At 62.7% G+C, this 24,698-nt stretch carries 22 protein-coding genes; 10 read left to right on the top strand and 12 right to left on the bottom strand.

Going from position 1 to position 24,698, the window contains the following annotated elements:
• Positions 1–161 precede the first annotated feature (161 nt).
• Complete coding sequence (locus ABE456_RS23620) at positions 162–1,253, bottom strand: MBL fold metallo-hydrolase (RefSeq protein WP_346646089.1); 1,092 nt, start codon at positions 1,251–1,253, stop codon at positions 162–164.
• A 130-nt stretch (positions 1,254–1,383) separates the two neighbouring features.
• On the opposite strand from ABE456_RS23620, the gene ABE456_RS23615 reads away from it, so the two are divergent.
• A complete protein-coding gene (locus ABE456_RS23615; RefSeq protein WP_346646090.1) occupies positions 1,384–2,457 on the top strand; it encodes a diguanylate cyclase in 1,074 nt (357 codons plus the stop codon).
• 51 nt (positions 2,458–2,508) lie between these two features.
• Positions 2,509–5,094: an EAL domain-containing protein gene (locus ABE456_RS23610; protein ID WP_346646088.1), complete on the top strand. Its 2,586-nt coding sequence runs from the start codon at positions 2,509–2,511 to the stop codon at positions 5,092–5,094.
• 94 nt (positions 5,095–5,188) lie between these two features.
• Here ABE456_RS23610 and ABE456_RS23605 read toward each other — a convergent pair whose 3' ends face one another.
• Both ABE456_RS23605 and ABE456_RS23600 read right to left on the bottom strand, forming a co-directional pair.
• A complete protein-coding gene (locus tag ABE456_RS23605) occupies positions 5,189–5,518 on the bottom strand; it encodes a DUF2025 family protein (RefSeq protein ID WP_346646087.1) in 330 nt (109 codons plus the stop codon).
• 119 nt (positions 5,519–5,637) lie between these two features.
• Positions 5,638–6,552, bottom strand: coding sequence for a LysR family transcriptional regulator (locus ABE456_RS23600; protein WP_346646086.1), 915 nt, complete (start codon positions 6,550–6,552; stop codon positions 5,638–5,640).
• 112 nt (positions 6,553–6,664) lie between these two features.
• Between ABE456_RS23600 and ABE456_RS23595 the strand changes: the two genes are divergently transcribed.
• Complete coding sequence (locus tag ABE456_RS23595; protein WP_346646085.1) at positions 6,665–7,423, top strand: SDR family oxidoreductase; 759 nt, start codon at positions 6,665–6,667, stop codon at positions 7,421–7,423.
• A gap of 39 nt (positions 7,424–7,462) precedes the next feature.
• On the opposite strand, the gene ABE456_RS23590 is transcribed toward ABE456_RS23595, so the two are convergent.
• The 7 genes from ABE456_RS23590 to ABE456_RS23560 form a co-directional block, all read right to left on the bottom strand.
• The gene (locus tag ABE456_RS23590) at positions 7,463–8,332 is read right to left on the bottom strand and encodes an HlyD family secretion protein (RefSeq protein ID WP_346646084.1); all 870 of its coding nucleotides are present in this window, start codon (positions 8,330–8,332) and stop codon (positions 7,463–7,465) included.
• 12 nt (positions 8,333–8,344) lie between these two features.
• Positions 8,345–8,551 (bottom strand): DUF1656 domain-containing protein, encoded by a 207-nt coding sequence (locus ABE456_RS23585; RefSeq protein WP_346646083.1) that lies wholly within the window; start codon positions 8,549–8,551, stop codon positions 8,345–8,347.
• Positions 8,538–10,526, bottom strand: coding sequence for an FUSC family protein (locus ABE456_RS23580; protein WP_346646082.1), 1,989 nt, complete (start codon positions 10,524–10,526; stop codon positions 8,538–8,540). The genes ABE456_RS23585 and ABE456_RS23580 overlap by 14 nt, the downstream gene beginning before the upstream one ends.
• A gap of 298 nt (positions 10,527–10,824) precedes the next feature.
• Complete coding sequence (gene ccoM / locus ABE456_RS23575) at positions 10,825–10,941, bottom strand: cytochrome c oxidase subunit CcoM (RefSeq protein WP_003254862.1); 117 nt, start codon at positions 10,939–10,941, stop codon at positions 10,825–10,827.
• A 135-nt stretch (positions 10,942–11,076) separates the two neighbouring features.
• Positions 11,077–11,238: a hypothetical protein gene (locus ABE456_RS23570; protein WP_162948979.1), complete on the bottom strand. Its 162-nt coding sequence runs from the start codon at positions 11,236–11,238 to the stop codon at positions 11,077–11,079.
• 67 nt (positions 11,239–11,305) lie between these two features.
• Positions 11,306–11,635, bottom strand: a complete 330-nt coding sequence (locus tag ABE456_RS23565; RefSeq protein ID WP_346646081.1) for an aspartate-semialdehyde dehydrogenase — start codon at positions 11,633–11,635, stop codon at positions 11,306–11,308.
• 62 nt (positions 11,636–11,697) lie between these two features.
• On the bottom strand, positions 11,698–12,393 hold the full coding sequence (locus tag ABE456_RS23560) for a hypothetical protein (RefSeq protein WP_346646080.1): 696 nt from the start codon (positions 12,391–12,393) through the stop codon (positions 11,698–11,700).
• A 150-nt stretch (positions 12,394–12,543) separates the two neighbouring features.
• Here ABE456_RS23560 and rapA point away from each other — a divergent pair, with 150 nt between their 5' ends.
• Complete coding sequence (rapA, locus tag ABE456_RS23555; RefSeq protein WP_346646079.1) at positions 12,544–15,390, top strand: RNA polymerase-associated protein RapA; 2,847 nt, start codon at positions 12,544–12,546, stop codon at positions 15,388–15,390.
• A gap of 343 nt (positions 15,391–15,733) precedes the next feature.
• The gene (locus ABE456_RS23550; RefSeq protein WP_346646078.1) at positions 15,734–17,998 is read left to right on the top strand and encodes an EAL domain-containing protein; all 2,265 of its coding nucleotides are present in this window, start codon (positions 15,734–15,736) and stop codon (positions 17,996–17,998) included.
• On the opposite strand, the gene ABE456_RS23545 is transcribed toward ABE456_RS23550, so the two are convergent.
• Both ABE456_RS23545 and ABE456_RS23540 read right to left on the bottom strand, forming a co-directional pair.
• Positions 17,898–18,785, bottom strand: a complete 888-nt coding sequence (locus ABE456_RS23545; protein WP_346646077.1) for an NAD(P)-dependent oxidoreductase — start codon at positions 18,783–18,785, stop codon at positions 17,898–17,900. The two genes, ABE456_RS23550 and ABE456_RS23545, sit on opposite strands and share 101 nt — an antisense overlap.
• Positions 18,786–18,982: 197 nt before the next feature.
• Positions 18,983–19,294 (bottom strand): DUF2288 domain-containing protein, encoded by a 312-nt coding sequence (locus tag ABE456_RS23540; protein WP_346646076.1) that lies wholly within the window; start codon positions 19,292–19,294, stop codon positions 18,983–18,985.
• Positions 19,295–19,653: 359 nt separating this feature from the next.
• Between ABE456_RS23540 and ABE456_RS23535 the strand changes: the two genes are divergently transcribed.
• The 5 genes from ABE456_RS23535 (at position 19,654) to ABE456_RS23515 (ending at position 24,598) form a co-directional block, all read left to right on the top strand.
• Positions 19,654–20,769 carry a branched-chain amino acid ABC transporter substrate-binding protein gene (locus tag ABE456_RS23535; RefSeq protein ID WP_346646075.1) on the top strand — a complete coding sequence of 372 codons (1,116 nt, stop codon included), beginning with the start codon at positions 19,654–19,656 and terminating at the stop codon, positions 20,767–20,769.
• A gap of 186 nt (positions 20,770–20,955) precedes the next feature.
• On the top strand, positions 20,956–21,879 hold the full coding sequence (gene livH / locus ABE456_RS23530; RefSeq protein WP_025340356.1) for a high-affinity branched-chain amino acid ABC transporter permease LivH: 924 nt from the start codon (positions 20,956–20,958) through the stop codon (positions 21,877–21,879).
• Positions 21,876–23,132: a high-affinity branched-chain amino acid ABC transporter permease LivM gene (locus ABE456_RS23525; protein WP_346646074.1), complete on the top strand. Its 1,257-nt coding sequence runs from the start codon at positions 21,876–21,878 to the stop codon at positions 23,130–23,132. The genes livH and ABE456_RS23525 overlap by 4 nt, the downstream gene beginning before the upstream one ends.
• Complete coding sequence (gene livG, locus ABE456_RS23520) at positions 23,129–23,896, top strand: high-affinity branched-chain amino acid ABC transporter ATP-binding protein LivG (RefSeq protein ID WP_346646073.1); 768 nt, start codon at positions 23,129–23,131, stop codon at positions 23,894–23,896. Before ABE456_RS23525 ends, livG begins: the two co-directional genes overlap by 4 nt.
• Positions 23,897–24,598, top strand: a complete 702-nt coding sequence (locus ABE456_RS23515) for an ABC transporter ATP-binding protein (RefSeq protein ID WP_003254879.1) — start codon at positions 23,897–23,899, stop codon at positions 24,596–24,598.
• The last annotated feature ends 100 nt before the right edge of the window (positions 24,599–24,698 follow it).

Here is a 24,698-nt window from a genome sequence, read left to right as displayed (position 1 = left end):
TCGTTGAATTTCAAGGAGTTTGTCGTTCCGTTGTCGCTGGAAGTGGGGCGCATTATAAGGGGATTCGAAAGCGCGTCAACCTTTAATTTCAAGAAATTGAAATATAAGGGGGAAAGACCGTATCAGAGCCACCAGGTGCCTGCCTCAACCCCTGCAGCGCCTCAGCGTGTCGTCACCGCGCGCTCATTCGCCTGGCCCCGCTGACGCACTGGCCGCGGCTGCCACCAGTTCTGCCCCGCATGGGGTGAGTCAAGACTGACCCGCTCGCCCATCTGCGGGGTACTCAAGCGCACCTGCGCCTTGTTGGCCAACGCCAGAATACGTTCGAACGGTTCCTGCCAGCCGTGAATAGAGAGGTCAAAGGTGCCGTTGTGAATCGGCAACAACCAGCGGCCGCGCAGATCCAGGTGGGCCTGCAGGCTCTGCTCCGGCTGCATGTGTACATCGGGCCAGGCGACGTTGTAGGCCCCGGTCTCGATCAGGGTCAGGTCAAACGGCCCATAACGTTCACCAATCTGCTTGAACCCTTCGAAGTAGCCGGTATCCCCACTGAAGAACACCCGCACGCCGTCGTCGACGATCACCCAGGACGCCCACAAGGTCCGGTTGCTGTCCAGCAACCCGCGCCCGGAAAAGTGCTGCGCCGGGGTAGCAACGAAGCGTACCCCCTCAACCTCGCTTTCCTGCCACCAATCCAGCTGGCGCACCTTCGCCGGTGCAACACCCCAGCTAATCAACAGGTCTCCCACCCCCAGCGGCGCCAGAAACACACCGGTACGCGGCGCCAGCTGGCGAATCGCCTGCTCATCCAGGTGGTCGAAGTGATCGTGGGACAGCACCACCGCAGCCAGCGGTGGCAATCCCTCCAATGCCAGGGGCGGCGCATGGAAACGCAGCGGGCCGGCCCACTGCACCGGCGAGGCGCGCTCGGCGAACACAGGGTCGGTAATAAAGAAGCGCCCGCGTAGCTTGAGCAAAACCGTTGAATGGCCCAGGCGCCACAGGCTGTGATCGGGAGCGTCGAGCACCTGCTGACGGGTCATGGGCTGCAGGCTGATCGGCATGGCCGGCCGCGTCTGCGGCGGTTTGCGCAGGAACAGGTACTTCAGCCCGATGCGCAGCTTCTTCAATACGCCATCTTGTGGCAGTAACGCCTGGTTGTGAAAACGTCCGTCCCGCTGCAGTGCCGGCTCGCCGGCGGGGTTGGCCAAAGAAACCATCAGCAACACTCCGAGCAACAGGAAAGCCTTCATGTTACCCCACAGTGACCGGATCAACCGTGAATTGGCTTGTAAGGTCATTTTTCGCTGATGAAACACTGATCAACAATATTCACGCGAGTTATGCGATAAACGGTGCACCGGCAGAAGAACGATGACCATGATGGACAACCGCAGCGGCAAAGGGCTTTCTTTCGTCAAGCGCATCTACCTGCCGCGTGTCATCGGCCTGGGCATCGGCCTGCTTGGTGTGCTCGCTGGCATGGCGCCGCTGTCGCCACCCACTTGGGCATGGCTGTTAGTGCTGTTCCACGGGCTGCTGTGGCCGCATGTGGCTTACCTGTGGGCCTCCCGCTCTGCGGCGCCTTACCAGGCTGAACAGCGCAACCTGTTACTGGACTCGCTGATGGGCGGGTTCTGGACCGCCGCCATGCAGTTCAACCCGCTGCCCAGTGTCACCGTGCTGTCGATGATGACCATGAACAACGTCGCAGCGGGCGGCAAGCGCCTGGTCTTCAGGGGGGGGCTCGCTCAGCTCGCCGGCATGCTCACCGCCATCCTGGTTTTTGGCCCCGGCCTGCAACTGAATGCAACGCCCCTGCAGATCTATGCATGCCTGCCGATGCTGACGCTCTACCCGCTGGTCCTGGGCTGGGTCTGTTACCAGCTGGCGATCAAGCTGGCCGACCACAAGCGCCGGCTAAGCGCCTTGAGCCTCACCGACAGCCTGACCGGCTTGCTCAACCATGGCGCCTGGAAAGACCTGCTGCTGCTGAAGTTCCAGGCCTGCCAGCAACAACAGGGCAATGCAGTGATTGCCCTGATCGACATCGACCATTTCAAGACCATCAACGATACCTTCGGCCACGTGGTGGGTGACTGCGTGCTGCGCCAACTTGGTGCAGAGCTGCGGCGCAACCTGCGCGACGGCGACCAGGCTGGGCGTTACGGCGGTGATGAGTTCAGCGTGATCCTGCCAGACACCAGCGAAGCCCAAGCCTGCCTTGCCATGGAACGCCTGCGCGAGCAAATTGCCAGCTACCGCAACCCACAACTTCCGCACCTGCGCATCAGCCTGAGTATTGGCCTGTCGGCGTTCGAGGCCGGCCTGGAATCTCCCGAGCACTGGCTTGAACAAGCGGACAAGGCGCTATACACCGCCAAACACGCTGGCCGTGATCAGGTCAATTTTGCTCGCAGCGAAGCTGCCACGCTCAGGCTGGCCTATCCTGATTGAACCTCCTTCCTGACCACTTGGCGGGAGGCAGCTTGAAGGAGCCGCTCGCGCATGGCCAGGACCGCCAACCTTCCACCCGCCAGACCCGCGCCACGCTTCCAGGTGCGCCGACTCATTGCAGGCTTCAGTGCAGTTTTCGGCCTGGCCAGCCTGATCACCCTCATCGCTCTGTTCAATATCGCCGCCACCCTTGACCATCAGGAGCGACAGCGCAGTGCCTCTCAGGCTACCCAGGCGCTGGAGCAGAGGCTGCTCGCCTCGCGCCAGTTCCTGTCCAGTTACGCCGTTTGGGATGCTGCCTTCGAACACCTGGCAGGCCAGGCCGACTGGAAATGGGCCTACGAAGAAAAGAACGTGGGTGAGTCGCTGTACAGCGCCAGTGGCTACGAAGGTGTGTTCGTGCTGGAGAACGCGCGCACCACTTATGCCTTGTTCAGGGGCCAACCCAGCCAGGCGGCCGCCAGCACTTATATAGATGCACCGCTGCAGCCGATCATCGAGCAGGCCCGTGCAGCCGCCGTTGCACGCGAACAAATCACCCGGTTCGTTCTGTTCAACGGCTGGCCGGCCGTGCTCAGTGCCGCGGCCGTGCGCCCGGACCGGGATGTCACCGACAGCGAGGTGAGCCAGGCACCGGTGATGCTGTTCGTCGACCAGCTTACCGAAGACAAGCTGGCGAGGCTTGGCAGCGGAGCCGGCCTGACCGGTATGCATGTGGAAAAGGAAGATGTGGCCGAGCACGGCCACCTGCACATCGACCTGGGCAACACCGGCTATCACCTGGCCTGGAGCAGCCCGCTACCGGGGCAGCAGTTGCTGCGGGCCGTATTGCCACCGCTGGTATGCGCCCTACTGATACTCGGCTTGGTCATGCTGTACCTGTTCCGCCATGCCTTGCGCAGTTCACGGGCGATCGACCTCACGCTTGCACACCTGCAACAGAGCAACCAGGCCCTGGAAGCCAGCGAGCAGCGTTTCCGTGCAGTGGCCGAGTCGGCGTCCGACTGGATCTGGGAAACCGACCGGCAACAACGCCTGACCTATCTGTCGCAACGCTTTGCCAACGTCACCGGCTACCCGGTGGACGACTGGCTGGGCCACCCGCTCAACCAATTGCTGGCCTGTGATACCACGCCGCTCTCGCCCTGGCTGGATGCCCTGGCCACTGCCGACCCGCAACAACTGGCCAACTTGCGCTGCACCTACCGTGACCAGAATGGCCAGAACCGCTATTGCCGGATCTCGGCCCGCGCAATCTGGTATGACGGCAAGCCCATCGGCTTTCGTGGCACCGCTAGCGATATCACCGACGAAGTCGACGCCCATGCACGCATCCAGCACCTGTCGCTGCATGACCCCTTGACCGGGCTGGCCAACCGCAACAAGCTCGCTCGCCACCTCGAACAAGCGCTGCTGCGCGGCCACGATGCACCGCCACTGACCCTGCTGCTGCTAGACCTGGACAACTTCAAGCCGATCAACGATTCCCTTGGCCACGCTGCCGGCGACGCCGTGCTGCAGGAGGTGGCGACGCGCCTGCGTGACACTACCCGCGATGGTGACCTGGTCGCGCGCCTGGGCGGCGACGAGTTCATCCTGGTGCTGAGCGGTATGGACAACCGCAGCGAAATCGACGGCTTTTGTGCACGGCTGATCCGCCTGCTGCAGCAACCCATCGTCTTCGACAGCCAACCCTTGCACATTGGCGCCAGCATCGGCGTCGCCCAAACCCGCACCCAGGGCTTCGATGCCGGCGAACTGATCCGATGCGCCGACATTGCGCTGTACCAGGCCAAGGCTGATGGCAAGAACACCTGGCGCTATTTCGCCGCCGAAATGAACCAGCAGATCCAGTACCGTCGCCAGCTGGAGAACGACTTGCGCCGAGCCCTGCGCAACCAGGAGTTCCAGCTGCATTACCAGCCGCGCTATCGCCTCAGCGACCTGCGCATCGTCGCGGTCGAGGCCCTGCTACGCTGGCAGCATCCGCAGGAAGGGTTGCTGGGGCCGGACACCTTCATCCCCTTGGCCGAACAGAGCGACATCATTGTCGCGCTGGGCCGCTGGGTGCTGCGCGAAGCCTGCCGCACCGCCCACGACTGGCCCGCCGACGTGCTGGTTTCGGTGAACCTGTCGCCAGCGCAGTTCCTGCGCAGCGATGTGGTCGCCGACGTGCGCGAGATCCTGCTGGACACCGCCTTCCCTGCCCAGCGCCTGGAACTGGAGATCACCGAAAACGTGATGCTCAACGACATCGAAGGCGCGCTGGGTACCATGCTGTCGCTCAAGGAGTTGGGCGTGCGCCTGAACATGGACGACTTCGGCACCGGCTATTCGTCGCTGGGCTATCTGCGCACCTACCCGTTCGATAGCATCAAGATTGACAAACGTTTCATCAGTGGCCTGAACAACACAGGCGGCAGCGACCGCGCCGTGGTCCAGGCCATCATCAATCTGGGCGAAGCGATGGGGCTGACGGTAACGGCCGAAGGCGTGGAGAGCGAGCAGCAGCTCAGGCTGCTGGAAAAGGACCGCTGCCACGAAGTGCAGGGCTATTACCTGAGCCGGCCGGTAGACAGCGCGGGGGTAGCGGCGTTGTTGCAGCCCCCCTCTCAAGGCTCCGCACATCCCTTTTAGTAGCGGGTTACCCCAATCCCTGTTAGTAAGCAATTTGGGGCCGCGTTGCGGCCCCAGTAACCTTGACTGGCTGATATCAACGCTCCATGGATTCTCAGCAAGGCTGCTGCAAGCTGCGCTCGGCCACGATCTCTGGCAGGTCACGGCGGCGCTGGTAGGCGCGCAGCGGCTCGCCGATGTTCAGGCGGTCATCCACATGCTGCTCCAGCAACAATGCCAGCCTTTCGCGGCACAGGGCCATGCGCTGCCCTTGCTCGGGCCGCCAGACAAACTCGCTGCACGGGGTGATGCTGTCGTCGGCCACGTCCATGCCGAATGCATCTTCGGAAAACCGCACGATATGAACGCCGCGCTTGCCATGAAAACCGACAAAACCCTTGAGCTGGTCGGCAGCGTTGCAAATGTCCTGGGAAGTGATGGCCATGACGTAACCTCGCAAAGAAATCGGAAGATACGCACGCCAGGCGGGGAATGGTCGCCTCTGCCGGGCAACTCGCAAGTGGCAGCCTAACGCAAGCCACCGTACACGCGCCACGGCTTTTCTCAATCACCGCTCCCGGCATCAACCTGAGAATGCAGCACCTGGGCCAGCCACTGCATGAAGGCCTGGACCCGACGTGGCACATGCCGCTGCCGGGCATAAAGCAGTGACACGGGCATCGCCGGGGCCTGCCACGCCTCCAGCACCGAAACCAGCTCTGCGCGCTGCAGGTGCTCAGCCACCCCCACCGCCGGCACCTGGATCAGCCCCAACCCCGCCAGGCAGGCTGCTGAGTACGCCTCGGCGTTGTTGACCGTGACGGTACCGGCCATGGCCTGAAAATGCAGCTCACCGTCGCGCTGGTACTCGAAACCGGCGCTGCGCGCGCCCAGGGTACGCACGTAATGCACCAAGCGGTGCTCAGCCAAGTCCTGCAGCGTGTGCGGCACACCGTAGCGGGCCAGGTAGGCCGGGCTGGCGCAGTTGCGCATGCTCAGTTGCCCGATTGGCCGCGCTACCACGTCCAGATCATGCAGGGCGCCAATGCGCATTACGCAGTCAAAGCCTTCGCGCAACAGGTCGACCTGGCGGTCGGTGCAACTGAGCTCCACTTCCAGGCGCGGGAAGCGCTGAAGAAATTGCGGCAGCGCCGGCACGATGACCCGGCGGGCCATCATGGTCGGCAAGTCGACCCGCAGGCGACCGGCCAGTTCGGCGTCATCGGCACGGAACAGGCCCTCGATCTCGTCCATGCCCGATAGCAGGTCCTTGCTGCGCTCGTACAGCAAGGCGCCATCCTGGGTCGCCTGCACCCGCCGGGTGGTGCGGTTGAACAATTGCGTGCCCAGCAAACGCTCCAGCGCCCTGACCTGCTCCGAGACGGTTGAACGTGGCAGGCCTAGGCCCTCGGCAGCCAGGGTGAAACTGCTGACCTCACTGACCCACACAAAGGTGCGCAATAACTCCAGCTTGTTCACTCTACGCCTCGACTATCCGGTTTTTGCGAACAGTATTTCCATATTTTCAGGATTTAACAGCGCCACACCGACCAATAACCTGTCCTCATCAGCCCACCATGAGGTTTTAGCCATGACCCGCAAGATTGCCCTGATCACTGGCGCCAGCCGCGGCCTCGGCCGTAACGCTGCCGAACACCTGGCCGCACGCGGCATCGATGTCATCGGTACCTACCACAGCAAGGCCGACGAAGCGCAGGCCGTGGTTGCCCTATTGGAGCAAGCAGGGGTCAAGGCCGCCATGCTGCAACTGGACGTCAGCGCTAGCGCCAGCTTTGCCGGTTTCGCCGAACGCCTGGGCGCAACCCTGCAGCAGCATTTTGGCCGCGAGCGTTTCGACTTCCTGGTGAACAATGCCGGCATCGGGCTGAACGTGCCTTATGTTGAAACCAGCGAGGCGCAGTTCGACCAGTTGCTGAACATTCAGCTGAAAGGCCCGTTCTTCCTCACCCAGCGCCTATTGCCGCTGTTGGTCGACAATGGCCGCATCGTCAACATTTCCACCGGCCTGGCGCGCTTTGCGCTGCCGGGGTATGCCGCCTATGCCGCAATGAAGGGCGCGATGGAGGTGCTGACCCGCTACCAGGCCAAGGAACTGGGGGCGCGTGGCATTCGCGTGAACATTCTGGCGCCAGGGGCGATCGAGACTGATTTTGGCGGCGGCGTGGTACGGGATAACCAGCAGGTGAATGACTACATTGCTGGCAACACGGCGCTGGGGCGGGTGGGCTTGCCGGATGACATCGGGGCGGCGATTGCACTGTTGCTGGAAGACGGTAATGGCTGGATTACCGGGCAGCGGCTGGAGGTTTCGGGCGGGATGTTCCTCTGAACCCGAGAAATGGGGGCCGCTTTGCGGCCCGCACGGCCCTCATTGCCGATCCTTGCCCTCATGCACCTGCACACTCGCCGTCATCCCCGCACTCAGGGTCACCCCTTCCGGCACTTGATCCAGGCGAATCCTCACGGGTATGCGCTGGGCCAAGCGTACCCAGTTGAAGGTCGGCTCCACCTCCGGCAGCAACTGGCTATCCGGGTTGCTGTTGCGGTCGGTGATACCGCGGCTGATGCTCTCAACGTGCCCTTGCATCGGCTCGCCCGCGCCCATCAGCCAGACTTTCACCGTATCGCCCACGCGAATGCGCGGCAGCTTGGTTTCCTCGAAATAGGCCTGGATATAGAAGGTTGAATCATCCACCAGGGCCATTACCGCTTCCCCGGTATTCACATAGTTGCCTTCGGCCAAGCGCAAGTTGGTGATATGCCCGCTGCGCGGTGCGCGCACTTCACTGCGCGCCAGGTTGATCTTGGCAACCTGCAACTGCGCCTCGGCTTCATGCAACTCGCCACGGGCGATGGCCGCATTGATCTGGGCGTTCTCACGCAACTCGGCACTGATCGCCTCCGGCCCCAGGGCCGTGCGTCGGGCCGCTTCACGTTCGCGTAGGCGCAGTTGCTGGGCACGGGTTTCGGTCACCGCGCTGGCCTGGTCAAAGGCCGCCTGGAAGCGTTCGCGGTCGATGCTCATCAAAAGGTCGCCGGCCTTGACCTGCTGGTTGTCGCGGGCCTTCAGCTCGCGCACCCAGCCAGACACATCAGGGGCGACCACCACGACATCGGCGCGCACTCGGGCGTCACGGGTCCAGGGCGTGAGCATGTAGTACTGCCACAGCTGGTAGCCGGCGAACACGGCAAGGGCGACAACACACAGGGTTACCAGGGTACGTACGGCGGCACGCATCGAAACACTCCTTCATAACGTCCCCAGCAGTCGCACCACCAGGAACAACACACAAACGAACAGCGCCGTGTCGAACAGCGCTTCATGCCAGATCCAGCGCCCCAATGGCGTGGCCTGCACCACCAGGCGCAGCAGGCCGGTGAGCACCAGCGCCAGCAACACATAAAGCAGAAACGGGCTGAGCAGCACGCCGCCCACTTCCCACTCACGCAAACCCATGGGTTTCCTCCTGCCAGCGGCACCACTTGCCCCAGCTTTTCTGCAATTGCAGCACCGCACCTTCGGCCAACCGCAGCGCGTCGCTCTCGGGCAGCCGGCACAAAGCGCCAATGAACTGCTCGCTGGCAGCATCCAGACGCTGACCGCGACCTGGCGCCGGCCCTTTGGCCAGTACCGTCTCCACCTGCTGCAGGTATTCGCGCTCGGCCCGCCCCAAGGGGGCTTGGGCGACCGCCAGGCACATGCGCAGGTGCACCAGTTCATCGCCGATATCCAGCCCGTGCAGGCCGTCATCCCAGCGTTTGCGCTCGCTCTCAGGCAGCTCGCCGGCATGCCGCGCCAGTTGCATCAGGCGGTCGGCCATACGCCCGCCAAACCAAGTGTCGGCCCCGCGCAGGTCGCGCCGGGTCAGGCGCACCAGGTCGCTCTGGGTGGCTGCACGCAGGCGCCGGCCCAGCCAGGCCGGGTGGCGGAACACCAACAAACGGAAGGCCATCACCGCCGCCGACACCCCCACCAGCATCGCCAGGGCACTGTTGAGCATGGTCGCCACGCCAAACTGCATGGCATTGAGCGGCGACACCAGCACAATGAAATGCAGGCAATAGGAAGTGGCGGTGGCCCCGGTACGTGGGTGGGCCATGCCCAGGGCGCCGAGGAACAGCGGCACGTCCATGCCCAGGCAAAGCATGGCGAAGCTGCTCCATTGCGGTAGCAGGATCTGCCCGACCAGAAACGCCGCCGGTATCGCCAGGAAGATCCCGCGCAGGAAGCTGAGGCCAATCTGCGCGCCGTTCTCGCGGCTGGCGAACAGGCTGCAGACTACACAAGTCAGCACCAGGCCACCCGGTGCCGAGGGCCAGGCCGTTGCCAGCCAGAAGCCGCTCATTACCAGAAAGGCCAGCGCGCTGCGTGAACCGAACAGCAACGCCAGCGACCAGTCGCGATGCGCGGCCAGGCCCTGGGACAAGTCTTTTGGCGCCCTGCCCGCTTCCACATCCTCCAGCGCCTGGCTGGCGGCCATGGCGTAATCCAGCAGCAGCGCCATGCGTGCCAGGCAGAAGTGTTCCGCCGAACTGATCTGCTCATCATGTGCGGCATCCCAGATACGCTGGCGCAGCAGCAACAGACCGGGCTGGTCGGGTTTGCCCAGCAGCGTGCGCACTTCCTGCAACCACGGCGCCAGGTGCTCGGCCTCCCGCTCATCCAGTTGCCGCCACTGGCGCCGCACCGAACGGGAGATACGCAGCAGCACAATCAGTTTCTGGCTCAGGCCAAGAATGGCACGGGCCCGCTGGCGCCCGCGGTTGCCTTCGAACCAGGCATGTTCGCGCTGGCTGTCGATAGCAACGATGCGGCCCAGGCTCTCCAGCAAGCCTTTGCGTGCCTCGTCTTCGCCGCCCAGCATGGCACTGGCGGCCTGCAGGCCGTTGTGCCAGGCCTGCCGGGCCTGCCCGCCCAGCTGCTGCTCCACCCGCATGGGCCAGAGCAAGGCACTACTGGCAGTGGCACAGAAAATACCCAGGCAGATTTCGGTACAGCGCGCCACGGCCTGGTCAAACACCAGCAGCGGGTGGTCGATGGCCGGCAAGGCGATGATCGCCGCGGTGTAGCCAGCCAGCACGAAGGCATAGGCCCAGGCACTGCGCAGTTGGGTGGATGCTGCGGTGCACAGGGCCAGCCACAGGGCCAGGGCAAGCAGGAACAGGCCGGGGGTTTGCGCGAACAGGCTGATGAACAGCACCGACATGACCGTGCCGACCAAGGTGCCGGCCAGCCGCGCCATGCCTTTTTGCACCACCATGCCCGACAGCGGCTGGGCGACGATGAAGGCGGTCATCAGCGCCCATGACGGCTGCTCCAGGCCCCAGCGCATCGCCAGCCACAGCGCCAGGCCGCCACCGAACAGGGTCTTGATGGCGAACTTGAGGGCGAGGCTACTGGGGGCGAACAGGGCCTGGAGGGTGATGGGCACGAGGCGGACCTTGCGGGGGATGGTCTTACTGAAAAGATAGACAATGGTGAGCAGGATAAAATGGAAACTATTAATTAGCTAGCTAATCATCTTTACTGACAGGTCGGAACCCCTGTGCCGGCCTCTTCGCGGGTGAACCCGCTCCCACAAGGGCCTCACAGGATTCGAGTTGTGCGCGGTCCCTGTGGGAGCGGGTTCACCCGCGAAGAGGCCGGTACAGGCAAAACCCAAATCCCAGGCAAAAAAATAGGCGACCGAAGTCGCCCAAAATGCCTTGCGTGCTCGTGTACCCGGAAGGTCAGCGCGGCTTGCGCTTGTTCGAGTCCTTCCAGATGAAAATGCCCAGACCGGCAAAGAAAGCGACCATCAACCCGACCGTTACCACACCGGCGATAACCACGTTGTCGAAGAACATGCTGGCCTCCCCATTCGTTTGCCGTTGTCCGATGGGTGCAAGTTAACCAATGTGGGGGCAGGGAAAATTGATCGGGGTCAATGGTGCCCGGGGCCGGGCACGCGAGGCGGGTGCAGGGTTGACCTGCGTCAAGTTTCAGCGCTTCTTCGGCTTGCCCTTGGGCTTCTTTTTCTTGCTGGTGTTCAACGGCAAGGCCTGCTCGAATGCATTGCGCATTTCGTTCAGGCGCTTTTCCTTGAGGTCGTGGACGCGCTTGGCGCGTTCGGCATCGAAATCGATGAGGTTGTCTTGGCTCATGGGTGGGCTCGACGATCAACTGAGACTTGCATGATGAAGCCAGGCGCAGGCGCTGACCAGCCCCGCGTCAGACTTCGATGTCTACCAGCAGCCCCTGGCGCACAGGCTCGTCCATCAGTGGCGCCACCGGCACGGTATTGTCGGCGTTGACTTCATCGCCTGGCTCGGCGCTGTAACGCTGCGCCCCGCTTTGCTGACGGCGCTGTTGTTGGCGGCGCTGTTCATCGCGCAACAGCAACGCCTGCTCCTGCGGGTCTCGCTGCTGCTTGAGGTCGATAGCACTTTCGCTGGACGCAGGCTGCGCCGGTACCACCGGCTTGATGTCGGGGGTCGGTTTGACCGGGTCCTGTTGCGAGGTCACCGGGGCGGCACTGAGCGGAATGATCGGCGGCAGCATGGAAGTTCTCCTATGCCCCTGTATCGGCAGGCGCGGTTCTACCTTGATGTCACGGGCAACACTTATTCGGCTTCGTCGCCAGGGTCTTCGTCGCTTGGCGGGCTGGCTTCGCTCCAGGGCCGCTTGTAAACCTGCTGCCAGACCGCGTCCATATGGTCGCGCAGTACCTGCGGAGCGGTTTTGAGCGAAGCGCTGTCGTCGCGCTCGCCGCCGACCGGCTCCTCGCCCGCCGGGGTTATCAGCGATTGGCCGGTGATGGTGTAGCTGGCCTGCCCTTCGCGCATCTCGATGGCAATATCGTGCGGGTCGATACCGCCGCCACAGAAGGCATGGCTGGCCACCGTCACCTCGGCGACACCGTCCTTGTTCAGGTCACTGACATCACTGACATCGTTATAGAAGTCTACGTCCAGGTCCAGGCCCGGGCAGGTGGTTTCCTGTTCGATCTGCCAACGTGCCTTGAATGCGTCACTTTCGGCAGTACGCCCGTACAACGTGGCCTTGAGTACCACCTTGTCCACTTCCTGTTCGCTTTCCGGGTCGCTGGCCTGGCCATCGCTGCGGCTCAAGACCAGCAGGCCTTCACCGTCGCGGTCACGAAAGTGCACGCTCTTGATCGGCGTCTGCACGCCCAGTACCTCAAGTTGCTCCATCGGGATGGCGGGCAAGGTCTCGAAATTTTTCTGCTCACAGGCGGCCAGCAGCAACAGGCTGCCCACGGCCATGGAGGCGCTGATCCAGCGGTGCTTGGCAGACATGTTGATCCGGGACCCTCGTCGGCGGCGCAGTACAGGGCGATGAAACGACTAGACTGTGCCTTTTGATACCTTTCGGTGCGCTCGGCACTTTGGTCTGATCGGCCGATCCGTTAACATAACCGGCTTTTTCATCGCGGGAGTTCAGGCAGTATGGCGCAGCAGTATCAACCGGGGCAACGCTGGATCAGCGACAGCGAAGCAGAGCTCGGCCTGGGTACCATCCTGGCGCAGGATGGCCGCCTGTTGACCGTGCTCTACCCGGCCACTGGCGACACCCGCCAGTATTCCCTGCGCAATGCGCCGCTGACCCGCGTGCGCTTCTCGCCAGGTGACCAGATCACCCACTTCGAAGGCTGGAAGCTGACCGTGCGCGAGGTCGAGGACATCGACGGGCTGATGGTCTACCACGGCCTGGACGGGCAAAACCAGCCTCGCACCCTGCCAGAAACCCAGCTGTCGAACTTCATTCAGTTCCGCCTGGCCAGCGACCGCCTGTTCGCCGGGCAGATCGACCCACTGTCGTGGTTCAGCCTGCGCTACAACACCTTGCAGCACACCAGCAAGCAGGTGCAGTCGGCGCTATGGGGCCTGGGCGGCTGCCGCGCCCAACCGATCGCCCACCAACTGCACATCGCCCGCGAAGTCGCCGACCGCAGCGCCCCGCGCGTACTGCTGGCCGACGAAGTGGGCCTGGGCAAGACCATTGAGGCCGGCCTGGTCATTCACCGCCAACTGCTGTCGGGCCGCGCCAGCCGCGTGCTGATCCTGGTGCCGGAAAACCTCCAGCACCAGTGGCTGGTAGAAATGCGCCGGCGCTTCAACCTGCAGGTGGCCCTGTTCGACGCCGAGCGCTTCATCGAAAGCGACGCCAGCAACCCGTTTGAAGATGCCCAACTGGCACTGGTCGCCCTGGAATGGCTGGTCGATGACGAAAAGGCCCAGGACGCGCTGTTTGCCGCTGGCTGGGACCTGATGGTGGTCGACGAGGCCCACCACCTGGTCTGGCACGAAGACCAGGTGAGTACCGAATACGACCTGGTCGAGCAACTGGCCCAGGTGATCCCGGGCGTGCTGCTGCTTACCGCCACCCCCGAACAACTCGGCCAGGACAGCCACTTCGCCCGCTTGCGCCTGCTCGACCCCAACCGTTTCCACGACCTGGCCGCCTTCCGCGCCGAGAGCGAGCACTATCGCCCGGTGGCCGAAGCCGTACAGGAACTGCTCGACGAAGGCCGCCTTTCGCCCAAGGCCCACGCCACCATCCAGGGCTTCCTGGGGGCCGAAGGCGAAGCCCTGCTGGCCGCGGTCAGCGACGGCGACACCCAGGCCAGCGCGCGCCTGATCCGCGAGCTGCTCGACCGCCACGGCACCGGCCGCGTGCTGTTCCGTAACACCCGCGCAGCAATCCAGGGCTTCCCCGAGCGCCAGCTGCACCCCTACCCGCTGGCCACGCCGGAGCAATACCGCGACCTGCCAGCCGGCGAGCACGCCGAGCTTTACCCGGAAGTCGCCTTCCAGGCCCAGGGCGAGGTAGCTGACGACGAACGCTGGTGGCGTTTCGACCCACGTGTCGACTGGCTGATCGATACCCTGAAAATGCTCAAGCGCACCAAGGTACTGGTGATCTGCGCCCACGCCGAAACCGCCATGGACCTGGAAGACGCCCTGCGCGTGCGCTCCGGCATCCCGGCCTCGGTGTTCCATGAAGGTATGAGTATCCTCGAGCGCGACCGCGCCGCTGCCTACTTCGCTGACGAAGAGTTCGGCGCGCAGGTGCTGATCTGCTCCGAGATCGGCAGTGAAGGCCGCAACTTCCAGTTCGCCCATCACCTGGTGATGTTCGACCTGCCGGCGCACCCGGACCTGCTCGAACAGCGTATCGGCCGCCTCGACCGTATCGGCCAGAAGCACACTATCCAGCTGCACATCCCGTACCTGCAGGGCAGCCCGCAAGAGCGCCTGTTCCAGTGGTACCACGAAGGCCTCAACGCCTTCCTCAACACCTGCCCAACCGGCAACGCCCTGCAGCACCAGTTCGGCCCGCGCCTGCTGCCGCTGCTGGAAAGTGGCGAAAGCAAGGCCTGGGATACCCTGGTGGCCGACGCTCGCAACGAACGCGAACGCCTGGAAGCCGAGCTGCACACTGGCCGCGACCGCCTGCTGGAGCTCAATTCCGGCGGTGCCGGTGAAGGCGAGGCGCTGGTCGAGGCCATTCTCGAACAGGACGACCAGTTTGCCTTGCCGATCTACATGGAAACCCTGTTCGACGCCTTCGGCATCGACAGCGAAGACCATTCCGAGAACGCCCTGATTCTCAAACCAAGCGAAAAGATGCTCGACGCCAGCTTCCCGCTGGGTGACGACGAAGGCGTGACCATCACCTACGACCGTGGCCAGGCGCTGTCGCGCGAAGACATGCAGTTCCTCACCTGGGAACACCCGATGGTGCAGGGTGGCATGGACCTGGTGCTGTCCGGCTCGATGGGCAACACCGCCGTGGCACTGATCAAGAACAAGGCACTCAAACCAGGTACCGTGCTGCTCGAACTGCTGTTCGTCAGCGAGGTGGTGGCGCCACGCAGCCTGCAGCTGGGCCGCTACCTGCCACCGGCGACATTGCGCTGCCTGCTTGACGCCAACGGTAACGATCTGGCATCCCGCGTGGCCTTCGAAACCCTCAATGACCAGCTCGAAAGCGTGCCGCGCGCCAGTGCCAACAAGTTCGTCCAGGCCCAGCGTGACGTGCTGGCCAAGCGCATCAGTGGCGGTGAGACCAAGGTCATGCCGGCCCACGTCGAGCGCGTGGCCGAGGCCCAACGCCGCCTCACGGCAGAAGCCGACGAAGAACTGGCCCGCCTGATCGCGCTGCAAGCGGTCAACCCGAGCGTGCGCGACAGCGAAATCGACGCCCTGCGCAAGCAGCGTGAAGACGGCCTGGCAATGCTGGAAAAGGCCGCCCTGCGCCTGGAAGCCATTCGCGTGTTGGTGGCAGGCTAAGGCAAATCAGGCACCGCTGCCTTTGTGGGAGCGGCCTTGTGTCGCGAAAGGGCCGCAAAGCGGCCCCGAGGTTTCAGCTGCAATGTCTGGATTGCTGGGGCTGCTGTGCAGCCCTTTCGCGACACAAGGCCGCTCCCACATCGACCGCAATGCCTTCAAAAAATATGCAAACAGGCAGCACACTTCACGCTATATGCCAAGCAGCGATTAGATTAATAACCAAATCGTAGAAATCAATGTGCCATTAGTCAGGAAGGCTTAAACACCTCTTCCTATACTGCCTCTGGACAGTCTGCACAGGGTTGTTGCGCAGACGAGTGAAAACTCGATCAAGAGGCACTCAATGGAATGGCTGGGACTGCATCTGTTCACCGACCTTCCGGCAACCGGGCGCATCGTCATCGATTGCCGGCATGAACCTTTCCTGGTTCTGCTCGCCTATATAGTTGCCAGCGCGGCCTGCTTCGCCACCCTGGACATGGCCGAACGCCAGTCACACAGCGAAGACCCTACCGCCCACCGGCAATGGAACATGCTTGGTGCCTGCTGCCTGGCAGGTGGCATATGGGCGATGCATTTCATCAGCATGCTGGCCTTCCAGGCCCCCGTGGAAGTGCATTACGACATTTCCCTTACCATACTTTCGCTACTGATCGCCCTGATCGTCGCCTGGCTGGCCATGCATAGCCTCGACCGCAGCCAGATGCGTGCGCATCACTTCCTGCAGAGCGCATTGCTGATTGGCGTGGGCATCATCCTCATGCACTTCGTCGGCATGGCCGCGCTGGAAACCGGCGCCCACCAGTATTACCGCACCAACCTGCTGCTGGTCTCTGGTGCCATTGCCCTGCTTACCAGCTTGGCCGCGCTGTGCCTGGCCCGCTACTTCCGCAATGGCAGCGGCACCCTGCACCAGCTCATGAAGTACGGCGCCAGCCTGCTGTTGGCCGGCGGCATCGTCGCCACCCACTTCACTGCGATGTCGGCCATGACTCTGGTCATACCAGCCGATACTGCACTGCGCCTGCCCTCTGGTGATAACAGCCTGCAGCTGGGGCTGGGCATCGGTTTCATCACCCTGCTGATCAGTGGCGCCAGCATCAGTGCCGCGCTGGCCGACAAGAAGCTGCAAAGCAAGGAGCACGACCTGCGCCGGATCAGCGTGCTGCTCAGCCAGCTGGACCAGGCCCGCGCATCGCTGCAGCAGGCCGCGCACTACGATGCCCTGACCAACCTGGTCAATCGCCGCGGCTTCAATCAGGTGTTCGCCGAGCGCCTGCTTGAACACCAGGCCACGGCCAGCCGCCTGGCGGTGATGTTCCTCGACATCGACCACTTCAAGCGTATCAACGACAGCCTTGGCCACGACGCTGGTGACCAACTGCTTAAGGCGATCGCCAACCACATCAAGGCCGCCACCCGCAGTCACGACCTGGTCGCGCGCTTTGGCGGCGACGAGTTCTGCGTGGTCACCAGCCTCAACAGCCGAGACGAAGCCCGCCACCTGGCGCAGCGCATCCTGCAACGGATGAAAGAGCCCATCGACCTGGGCGGCCGGCGCATGGTCATGACCACCAGCATCGGCATCAGCATCTTCCCCGAAGACGGCAACACCGCCGAAGAGCTGCTCAAGCATGCCGACCTGGCCCTGTACCAGTCCAAGGGCAACGGGCGCAACAGCCTGAACTTCTTCAACGACACCCTGAAAAGCCGCGCCACCCTGGCTTTGCAGCTGGAAGAGGAGCTGCGCCTGGCCCTGCTCGAAGAGCGAGGGCTGTGCGTGCATTACCAGCCAATCTTCAACCTGAGTACCGGGAAAGTGGCCAAGCTAGAGGCATTGGTGCGTTGGCAACACCCGCAGCACGGCCTGCTCGGGCCCGAGCGCTTTGTCGGAATCGCCGAAGCCAACGGCCTGATTATCGACCTCGACCTGTGGGTACTGCGCCATGCCTGTGCCGACCTGGCCTACCTGCTGCGCCATGGTTATGGTGACCTCAAGGTCACGGTGAATTGTTCAGCCGTCACCCTTGGCCATGATGAGCTGCCCAACGAGATCGAAAAGGCACTGTTCCACGCAGGCCTCGCGCCCCGCCAACTGGAGCTGGAGGTGACCGAGAACGCCCTGATGGGCGATATCCAGCGTACGGTCAACCTGCTCAAGCGCGTTCGCGCCCTGGGCGTGGCCCTGTCGATCGATGACTTCGGCACCGGCTACTCGTCACTGGCCTACCTCAAGCGGCTGCCGCTTGACGTGCTGAAGATTGACCGCACCTTCCTGCAGGAAGTGCCGGGCAGCCTGAAGGACCGCGAAATCGTGCAGGCGATCATCGTCATGGCCCATACCCTGCACCTGCAGGTGGTCAGCGAAGGCGTGGAAACCGCCGAACAACTTGAGTTCCTCAAAGCCCACGGCTGCGACTACCTGCAGGGTTATTTGCTGGGCGGCCCGGTGCCGCTGGCCGAACTGCGGCCGCTGCTGGAGCGGCTGCAGCGCCAGAACGGTGTACTCAGCCCTTGCTGCGGTAAAGCTCCACCAGGGTCGCCGGATCTTTATGCAGGTTCCCCTGGCTACCGTGCAGGCGCATCAATTGCGCGGCGAGGCCACTGAGCGGCGTCGCCGAGCCCTGCTCGCGGGAGAATTTGACTGCACCATCAAGGTCCTTGAGCAGCGTGCGAACGTGCCACTTGATGGGTTCGAAGCGGCTCTCGGCCATTTGCGGCGCGAGAATCTGCAACGGTTTGGAATCAGCAAAGCCACCGGCCAGCGCTTCGGCGATCAGTGTCGCGTCCACCCCGGACTGTTCGGCCAGCGCCACCACTTCGGCGATCACCAAGGCATTGCAGGCCACGATCATCTGGTTGCAGGCCTTGGTCACCTGGCCAGCGCCCACCGCCCCCATGTGCGTCACGCGCTGGCCAAGCACCTGCAGCACCGGGCGCGCACGCTGCAAGTCGGCCGCCTCGCCGCCGACCATGATCGCCAGGGTGCCCGCCTCGGCACCGGGCGTGCCACCAGACACCGGCGCATCCAGCCAGGCCATGCCGCACAGTGCCGCCAGTTCGGCGGCCATTTCACGGGTGGCAGTAGGTTCCAGGCTGGAGAAATCCACCAGCAGCTGACCACTGCGCCCGCCCTGGGCAATGCCTTGCTCGCCGAACACCACCTCACGCACCACCGCCGTGTCGGCCAGGCACAACAGCACCATGTCGCTGTCGCGGCAAAGTTCGGCAGGGCTGCTGGCCAGGCGCGCACCGGCGGCGACCAGTGCGGCGCACTTGTCCGGGTTGCGGTTCCACACAGTCAGCGGGTAACCCGCGGCCAACAGGCGGCGGCACATGGGCAGGCCCATCAGGCCGATGCCGGCGAATCCAAGCGAAGGTAGTGCAGTGCTCATCGATGACTCCTGACTAATTCGAACATTTTCAGGCTGGCCGCTCCCGCAAGGTTCCGCGTCGCCTGGCAGGTCTGTGGATACATTACGCATCCCGTAAACTGTTACCGCCACGCCGAATTGTTACTTACCTCTACCCGCCTTGAACGCCTTCGAGCACCAAAACGGGGCTGCTGCGCATTTTTGCGCACCAAAAACGATCACGCCTCTGCCGGGCCCTTCACCTGAATCACGATGAACGGCGAGACCACCACCGCCCAGATCTCTGGATCGCGGCTTTGCAGGTCCAGGGCCTGCTCGGCGGTGACCGGCCCGACAGTGCCATCACTACGCCACTTGGCGAAGATCTCGCTGCGATTCTCGGCCATTGCCTCGGCTACGGTGATCAGGTCCAGGCTGGGGTCGACCCAAATCAGGTCACCCTTGGCCCAGAAACGCTCCAGGGCTTTCCACTCGATGATTGCCGTCTCGCCAAGCAATTTGGCATAGAGGGTGCTTGTTTGATCAGTCATGGGTGGTATCCGGAAAAATCGGCCAATAAAAAAGGCCGGTATTTTTGCAGAAAAACCCGGTTTCAAATATGTAATTTGGTCGATTGACCCCGAACTTGTGGGGCGGGGTCGCAGATACAGGCAGTTTGATGGCGCTTTTCTGTATCTTTGTGTCGATCATGCGACAACCCAGGAAACAGGCACTTTTCGACCGCTTTTCAAGCGCTCGGACAGCGCTCTACACTGTACCGGTACAGTTCCGGGACATGTTCCGGGGGAAGGTGGGCTTGCGCGTTGGCATGGCCACGCCGCAAATCCCGCCCGGTCTGTAGCCCTGGCCGCCAGGACTATAAGAATTACAACAGAATGAGTGGAGCACTATGATCAAGATTTCCAAGCTGTTCGCCGCAATGGTACTGGCCGGGGTAGCCAGCCATTCGTTTGCCGCCGATACCATCAAGATCGGGATCGCAGGCCCTAAGACCGGCCCTGTGACCCAGTACGGCGACATGCAGTTCATCGGCGCCAAGCAAGCCATCAAGGATATCAACGCCAAGGGCGGCGTCGATGGCAAGATGCTCGAGGCCAAGGAATACGACGACGCCTGCGACCCTAAACAGGCCGTGGCAGTCGCCAACAAAGTGGTCAACGACGGCGTCAAGTTCGTCATCGGCCACCTGTGCTCCAGCTCCACCCAGCCAGCGTCCGACATCTACGAAGACGAAGGCGTGATCATGATCACCCCGGCCGCCACCTCCCCGGAAATCACCGCCCGTGGCTACAAGCTGATCTTCCGTACCATTGGCCTGGACAGCGCCCAGGGCCCGGCCGCCGGCAACTACATCGCCGACCACGTCAAACCGAAGGTGGTTGCGGTACTGCACGACAAGCAGCAGTACGGTGAAGGCATCGCCACCGCGGTCAAGCAAACCCTCGAGAAGAAAGGCACCAAGGTTGCCGTGTTCGAAGGCCTGAACGCCGGTGACAAGGACTTCTCCTCGATCATCCAGAAGCTCAAGCAGAACAACGTCGACTTCGTCTACTACGGCGGCTACCACCCAGAGCTGGGCCTGATCCTGCGCCAAGCTCAGGAAAAGGGCCTGAAAGCCAAGTTCATGGGCCCGGAAGGCGTGGGCAACGACTCCATCTCGCAGATCGCCCAGAACGCCTCCGAAGGCCTGCTGGTGACCCTGCCGAAGTCGTTCGACACCGATCCTGAGAACAAGGCCATCGTCGACGCCATCAAGGCTGACGGCAAAGACCCAAGCGGCCCGTTCGTGTTCCCGGCCTACTCGGCTGTCGAACTGATCGCCAAAGGTATCGAAGCGGCCAAGTCCGAAGACACCGACAAGGTGGCTGCCGCCATCCACGCTGGCACCTTCAAGACTCCTACTGGCGAACTGTCCTACGACGCCAAAGGCGACCTGAAAGACTTCAAATTCGTGGTCTACGAATGGCACTTCGGCAAGCCGAAGACCGAAGTCTCCCCTCAGTAACTGCGTGACTAATAGCTGACCGTAGAAGCCCACTGTGCGAGCAGTGGGCTTTGTTTTACGAGGTTCATGGGCCTGATCCCCGCGATCCGGGGGCGGGCCCACCTGAAAATCTTAAAACCGTCACCCGCGGTTTCCTGGCCTTACCCCCGCCAGCGAAATGCAAATCAGGTTTTTAGGAGCGCTGTAATGCCTGAGATCTACCATTTCTTCCAACAACTGGTTAATGGATTGACCATCGGCAGCACCTATGCCTTGATCGCCATCGGTTACACGATGGTGTACGGCATCATTGGCATGATCAACTTCGCCCACGGCGAGGTGTACATGATTGGTTCCTACGTGGCCTTCATCGCCTTGGCGGGCCTGGCCATGATGGGCATCCATTCGCTGCCGATCCTGATGACCGTTGCCTTCGTCGCGACGATCTTCGTCACCAGTGCCTATGGCTACAGCATCGAACGGGTTGCCTACCGCCCCCTGCGCAACAGCAACCGCCTGATCCCGCTGATTTCCGCCATCGGCATGTCGATCTTCCTGCAGAACACGGTCTTGCTGTCGCAAGACTCCAAGGACAAGTCCATCCCCAACCTGATCCCCGGCAGCTTCTCGTTCGGGCCGGGTGGTGCTGAGGAAGTACTGATCAGCTACATGCAGATCCTGGTGTTCGTGGTCACCCTGGTGGCCATGACCTGCCTCACCCTGTTCATCTCCCGTTCCCGCCTGGGCCGCGCCTGCCGCGCCTGCGCCGAGGACATCAAGATGGCCAACCTGCTGGGCATCAACACTAACAACATCATCGCCCTCACCTTCGTCATCGGTGCCGCCCTGGCAGCCGTGGCGGCCGTGCTGCTGAGCATGCAGTACGGGGTGATCAACCCCAACGCCGGTTTCCTGGTGGGCCTGAAAGCCTTCACCGCGGCGGTACTGGGTGGCATCGGCAGCATCCCGGGCGCCATGCTCGGCGGGCTGGTGCTGGGCGTGGCCGAAGCGTTTGGCGCCGATATCTTCGGCGACCAGTACAAGGACGTAGTGGCATTCGGCTTGTTGGTTCTTGTCCTGCTATTCCGGCCGACCGGCATCCTGGGCCGCCCGGAGGTTGAAAAAGTATGAACAGAAATCTCAAACAGGCGTTCTTCAGCGCCTTGCTGGTCTGGGCCGTGGCCTTCCCGGTACTGGGCCTGAAACTGAGCATCGACGGCATCAGCCTGGCTGTGCACAGCCAGGGCTCGTTCACCATCAGCATCATCGCCGTGTGTTCGGTGCTGATGTTCCTGCGCGTGCTGTTCGACAAGCAGTGGAGTGCGGTGATGGGCCGCCGTTCGGATCGCAAGCTGATCCCGCCGGCTGTCAGCAACTACCTGACCCTGCCGAAGACTCAGCGCTATGTGATCCTGGGCCTGATCGTCGCAGCACTGGTATGGCCGTTCTTCGGCTCGCGCGGTGCGGTCGACATTGCCACGCTGATCCTGATCTACGTGTTGCTGGGCCTGGGCCTGAACATCGTGGTCGGCCTGGCGGGCCTGCTCGACCTCGGTTACGTAGGCTTCTACGCCGTCGGCGCCTATAGCTACGCGATGCTCTCGCACTACCTGGGCTGGAGCTTCTGGGTCTGCCTGCCAATCGCCGGCCTGATGGCCGCCACCTTCGGCTTCCTGCTCGGCTTCCCGGTGCTGCGCCTGCGCGGTGACTACCTGGCGATCGTGACCCTCGGCTTCGGCGAGATCATCCGCCTGTTCCTGCGTAACCTCACCGACTGGACCGGCGGCCCCAACGGCATCAGCAACATCCCCAAGCCGGAGCTCTTCGGCCTGACCTTCGAACGCCGTGCCGCCGAGGGCATGCAGACCTTCCATGAGTTCTTCGGGCTGGAATACAACTCGATCAACAAGGTCATCTTCCTCTACCTGGTGGCCCTGCTGCTGGCTTTGCTGGCGCTGTTCGTGATCAACCGCCTGCTGCGCATGCCGATCGGTCGCGCCTGGGAAGCCCTGCGCGAAGACGAAATCGCCTGCCGCGCACTGGGCCTGAACCCGACCGTGATCAAGCTCTCGGCGTTCACCCTGGGTGCCTGCTTCGCCGGTTTCGCCGGCAGCTTCTTCGCCGCGCGCCAAGGCCTGGTCACGCCAGAGTCGTTCACCTTCATCGAGTCGGCGATCATCCTCGCCATCGTCGTGCTCGGCGGCATGGGCTCACAACTGGGCGTGATTCTCGCGGCCATCGTGATGATCCTGCTGCCGGAGCTGATGCGTGAGTTCAGCGAATACCGCATGTTGATGTTCGGTGCGCTGATGGTGTTGATGATGATCTGGCGTCCGCAAGGCCTGCTGCCTATGCAACGTCCACATATGGAGCTGCGTCGATGAGCCGCGAAATTCTGCAAGTCAGCGGCCTGAGCATGCGCTTCGGCGGCTTGTTGGCGGTCAACGGCGTGGCCCTGACCGTCAAGGAAAAACAGGTAGTGGCGCTGATCGGCCCCAACGGCGCCGGCAAGACCACCGTGTTCAACTGCCTGACCGGCTTCTACAAGCCCAGCGGCGGCACCATCCTGCTCGATGGCCAGCCGATCCAGGGCCTGGCCGGCCACCAGATCGCCCGCAAGGGCGTGGTGCGAACCTTCCAGAACGTGCGCCTGTTCAAGGAAATGACCGCGCTGGAAAACCTGCTGATCGCCCAGCACCGCCACCTCAACACCAACTTCTTCGCCGGCCTGTTCAAGACCCCGAGCTTCCGCCGCAGCGAGAAGGAGGCCATGGAACGCGCGCAGTACTGGCTGGAGAAGGTCAACCTGACCGAATTCGCCAACCGTACCGCCGGCACCCTCGCCTACGGCCAGCAACGCCGCCTGGAAATCGCCCGCTGCATGATGACCCAGCCACGCATCATCATGCTCGACGAACCGGCAGCGGGCCTGAACCCCAAGGAGACCGAAGACCTCAAGGCGCTGATCGCCTACCTGCGTGAGTCGCACAACGTCACCGTGCTGCTGATCGAGCACGACATGAAGCTGGTGATGAGCATTTCCGACCATATCGTGGTGATCAACCAGGGCACCCCCCTGGCACACGGCACGCCGGAGGAAATCCGCGACAACCCTGAAGTGATCAAAGCCTACCTGGGGGAAGCGTAAATGCTGAAGTTCGAGAACGTTTCCACTTTCTACGGCAAGATCCAGGCGCTGCACAGCGTCAACGTGGAAATCAATCAGGGCGAGATCGTCACCCTGATCGGCGCCAACGGCGCCGGCAAGTCGACCTTGCTGATGACCTTGTGCGGCTCGCCGCAGGCGCACAGCGGCAGCATCAAGTACCTGGGTGAAGAACTGGTCGGCCAGCCGTCCTCGCACATCATGCGCAAGAGCATTGCGGTGGTACCGGAAGGCCGCCGCGTGTTCGCCCGCCTGACCGTCGAGGAGAACCTGGCGATGGGCGGTTTCTTCACCGACAAGGGCGATTACCAGGAGCAGCTGGACAAGGTGTTGCAGCTGTTCCCGCGCCTGAAGGAGCGTTACATCCAGCGTGGCGGCACCATGTCCGGTGGCGAGCAGCAGATGCTCGCCATTGGCCGGGCGTTGATGAGCAAGCCCAAGCTGCTGCTGCTTGACGAGCCCTCGCTGGGCCTGGCACCGATCATCATCCAGCAGATCTTCGACATCATCGAGCAACTGCGCCGTGATGGCGTAACGGTGTTCCTGGTGGAGCAGAACGCCAACCAGGCGCTGAAGATCGCTGACCGGGCCTATGTGCTGGAGAACGGCCGGGTGGTGATGCAGGGTACCGGTGAAGCACTGTTGACTGACCCTAAGGTGCGCGACGCGTATCTGGGTGGTTGATTGGGGAAAGGGCCTTCGCAGGCCCTTTTTTCTGCCTGCAAGGAATGTGTTGCCAGTGCCGGCCCTTTCGCGGGTAAACCCGCTCCCACAGGGATCGCAC

It is taken from the genome of Pseudomonas sp. TWI929 (genome assembly GCF_039673335.1).
Taxonomy (GTDB): Bacteria; Pseudomonadota; Gammaproteobacteria; order Pseudomonadales; family Pseudomonadaceae; genus Aquipseudomonas.
This window is presented reverse-complemented; position numbering and strand designations above follow the sequence as displayed.

Coding starts and splice junctions, on each gene's coding strand:
- ABE456_RS23620 (WP_346646089.1), bottom strand. CDS start 1,253: ATGAAGGCTTTCCTGTTGCTCGGAGTGTTGCTGATGGTTTCTTTGGCC.
- ABE456_RS23615 (WP_346646090.1), top strand. CDS start 1,384: ATGGACAACCGCAGCGGCAAAGGGCTTTCTTTCGTCAAGCGCATCTAC.
- ABE456_RS23610 (WP_346646088.1), top strand. CDS start 2,509: ATGGCCAGGACCGCCAACCTTCCACCCGCCAGACCCGCGCCACGCTTC.
- ABE456_RS23605 (WP_346646087.1), bottom strand. CDS start 5,518: ATGGCCATCACTTCCCAGGACATTTGCAACGCTGCCGACCAGCTCAAG.
- ABE456_RS23595 (WP_346646085.1), top strand. CDS start 6,665: ATGACCCGCAAGATTGCCCTGATCACTGGCGCCAGCCGCGGCCTCGGC.
- ABE456_RS23590 (WP_346646084.1), bottom strand. CDS start 8,332: ATGCGTGCCGCCGTACGTACCCTGGTAACCCTGTGTGTTGTCGCCCTT.
- ABE456_RS23585 (WP_346646083.1), bottom strand. CDS start 8,551: ATGGGTTTGCGTGAGTGGGAAGTGGGCGGCGTGCTGCTCAGCCCGTTT.
- ccoM (WP_003254862.1), bottom strand. CDS start 10,941: ATGTTCTTCGACAACGTGGTTATCGCCGGTGTGGTAACGGTCGGGTTG.
- ABE456_RS23570 (WP_162948979.1), bottom strand. CDS start 11,238: ATGAGCCAAGACAACCTCATCGATTTCGATGCCGAACGCGCCAAGCGC.
- ABE456_RS23565 (WP_346646081.1), bottom strand. CDS start 11,635: ATGCTGCCGCCGATCATTCCGCTCAGTGCCGCCCCGGTGACCTCGCAA.
- ABE456_RS23560 (WP_346646080.1), bottom strand. CDS start 12,393: ATGTCTGCCAAGCACCGCTGGATCAGCGCCTCCATGGCCGTGGGCAGC.
- rapA (WP_346646079.1), top strand. CDS start 12,544: ATGGCGCAGCAGTATCAACCGGGGCAACGCTGGATCAGCGACAGCGAA.
- ABE456_RS23550 (WP_346646078.1), top strand. CDS start 15,734: ATGGAATGGCTGGGACTGCATCTGTTCACCGACCTTCCGGCAACCGGG.
- ABE456_RS23545 (WP_346646077.1), bottom strand. CDS start 18,785: ATGAGCACTGCACTACCTTCGCTTGGATTCGCCGGCATCGGCCTGATG.
- ABE456_RS23540 (WP_346646076.1), bottom strand. CDS start 19,294: ATGACTGATCAAACAAGCACCCTCTATGCCAAATTGCTTGGCGAGACG.
- ABE456_RS23535 (WP_346646075.1), top strand. CDS start 19,654: ATGATCAAGATTTCCAAGCTGTTCGCCGCAATGGTACTGGCCGGGGTA.
- livH (WP_025340356.1), top strand. CDS start 20,956: ATGCCTGAGATCTACCATTTCTTCCAACAACTGGTTAATGGATTGACC.
- ABE456_RS23525 (WP_346646074.1), top strand. CDS start 21,876: ATGAACAGAAATCTCAAACAGGCGTTCTTCAGCGCCTTGCTGGTCTGG.
- livG (WP_346646073.1), top strand. CDS start 23,129: ATGAGCCGCGAAATTCTGCAAGTCAGCGGCCTGAGCATGCGCTTCGGC.
- ABE456_RS23515 (WP_003254879.1), top strand. CDS start 23,897: ATGCTGAAGTTCGAGAACGTTTCCACTTTCTACGGCAAGATCCAGGCG.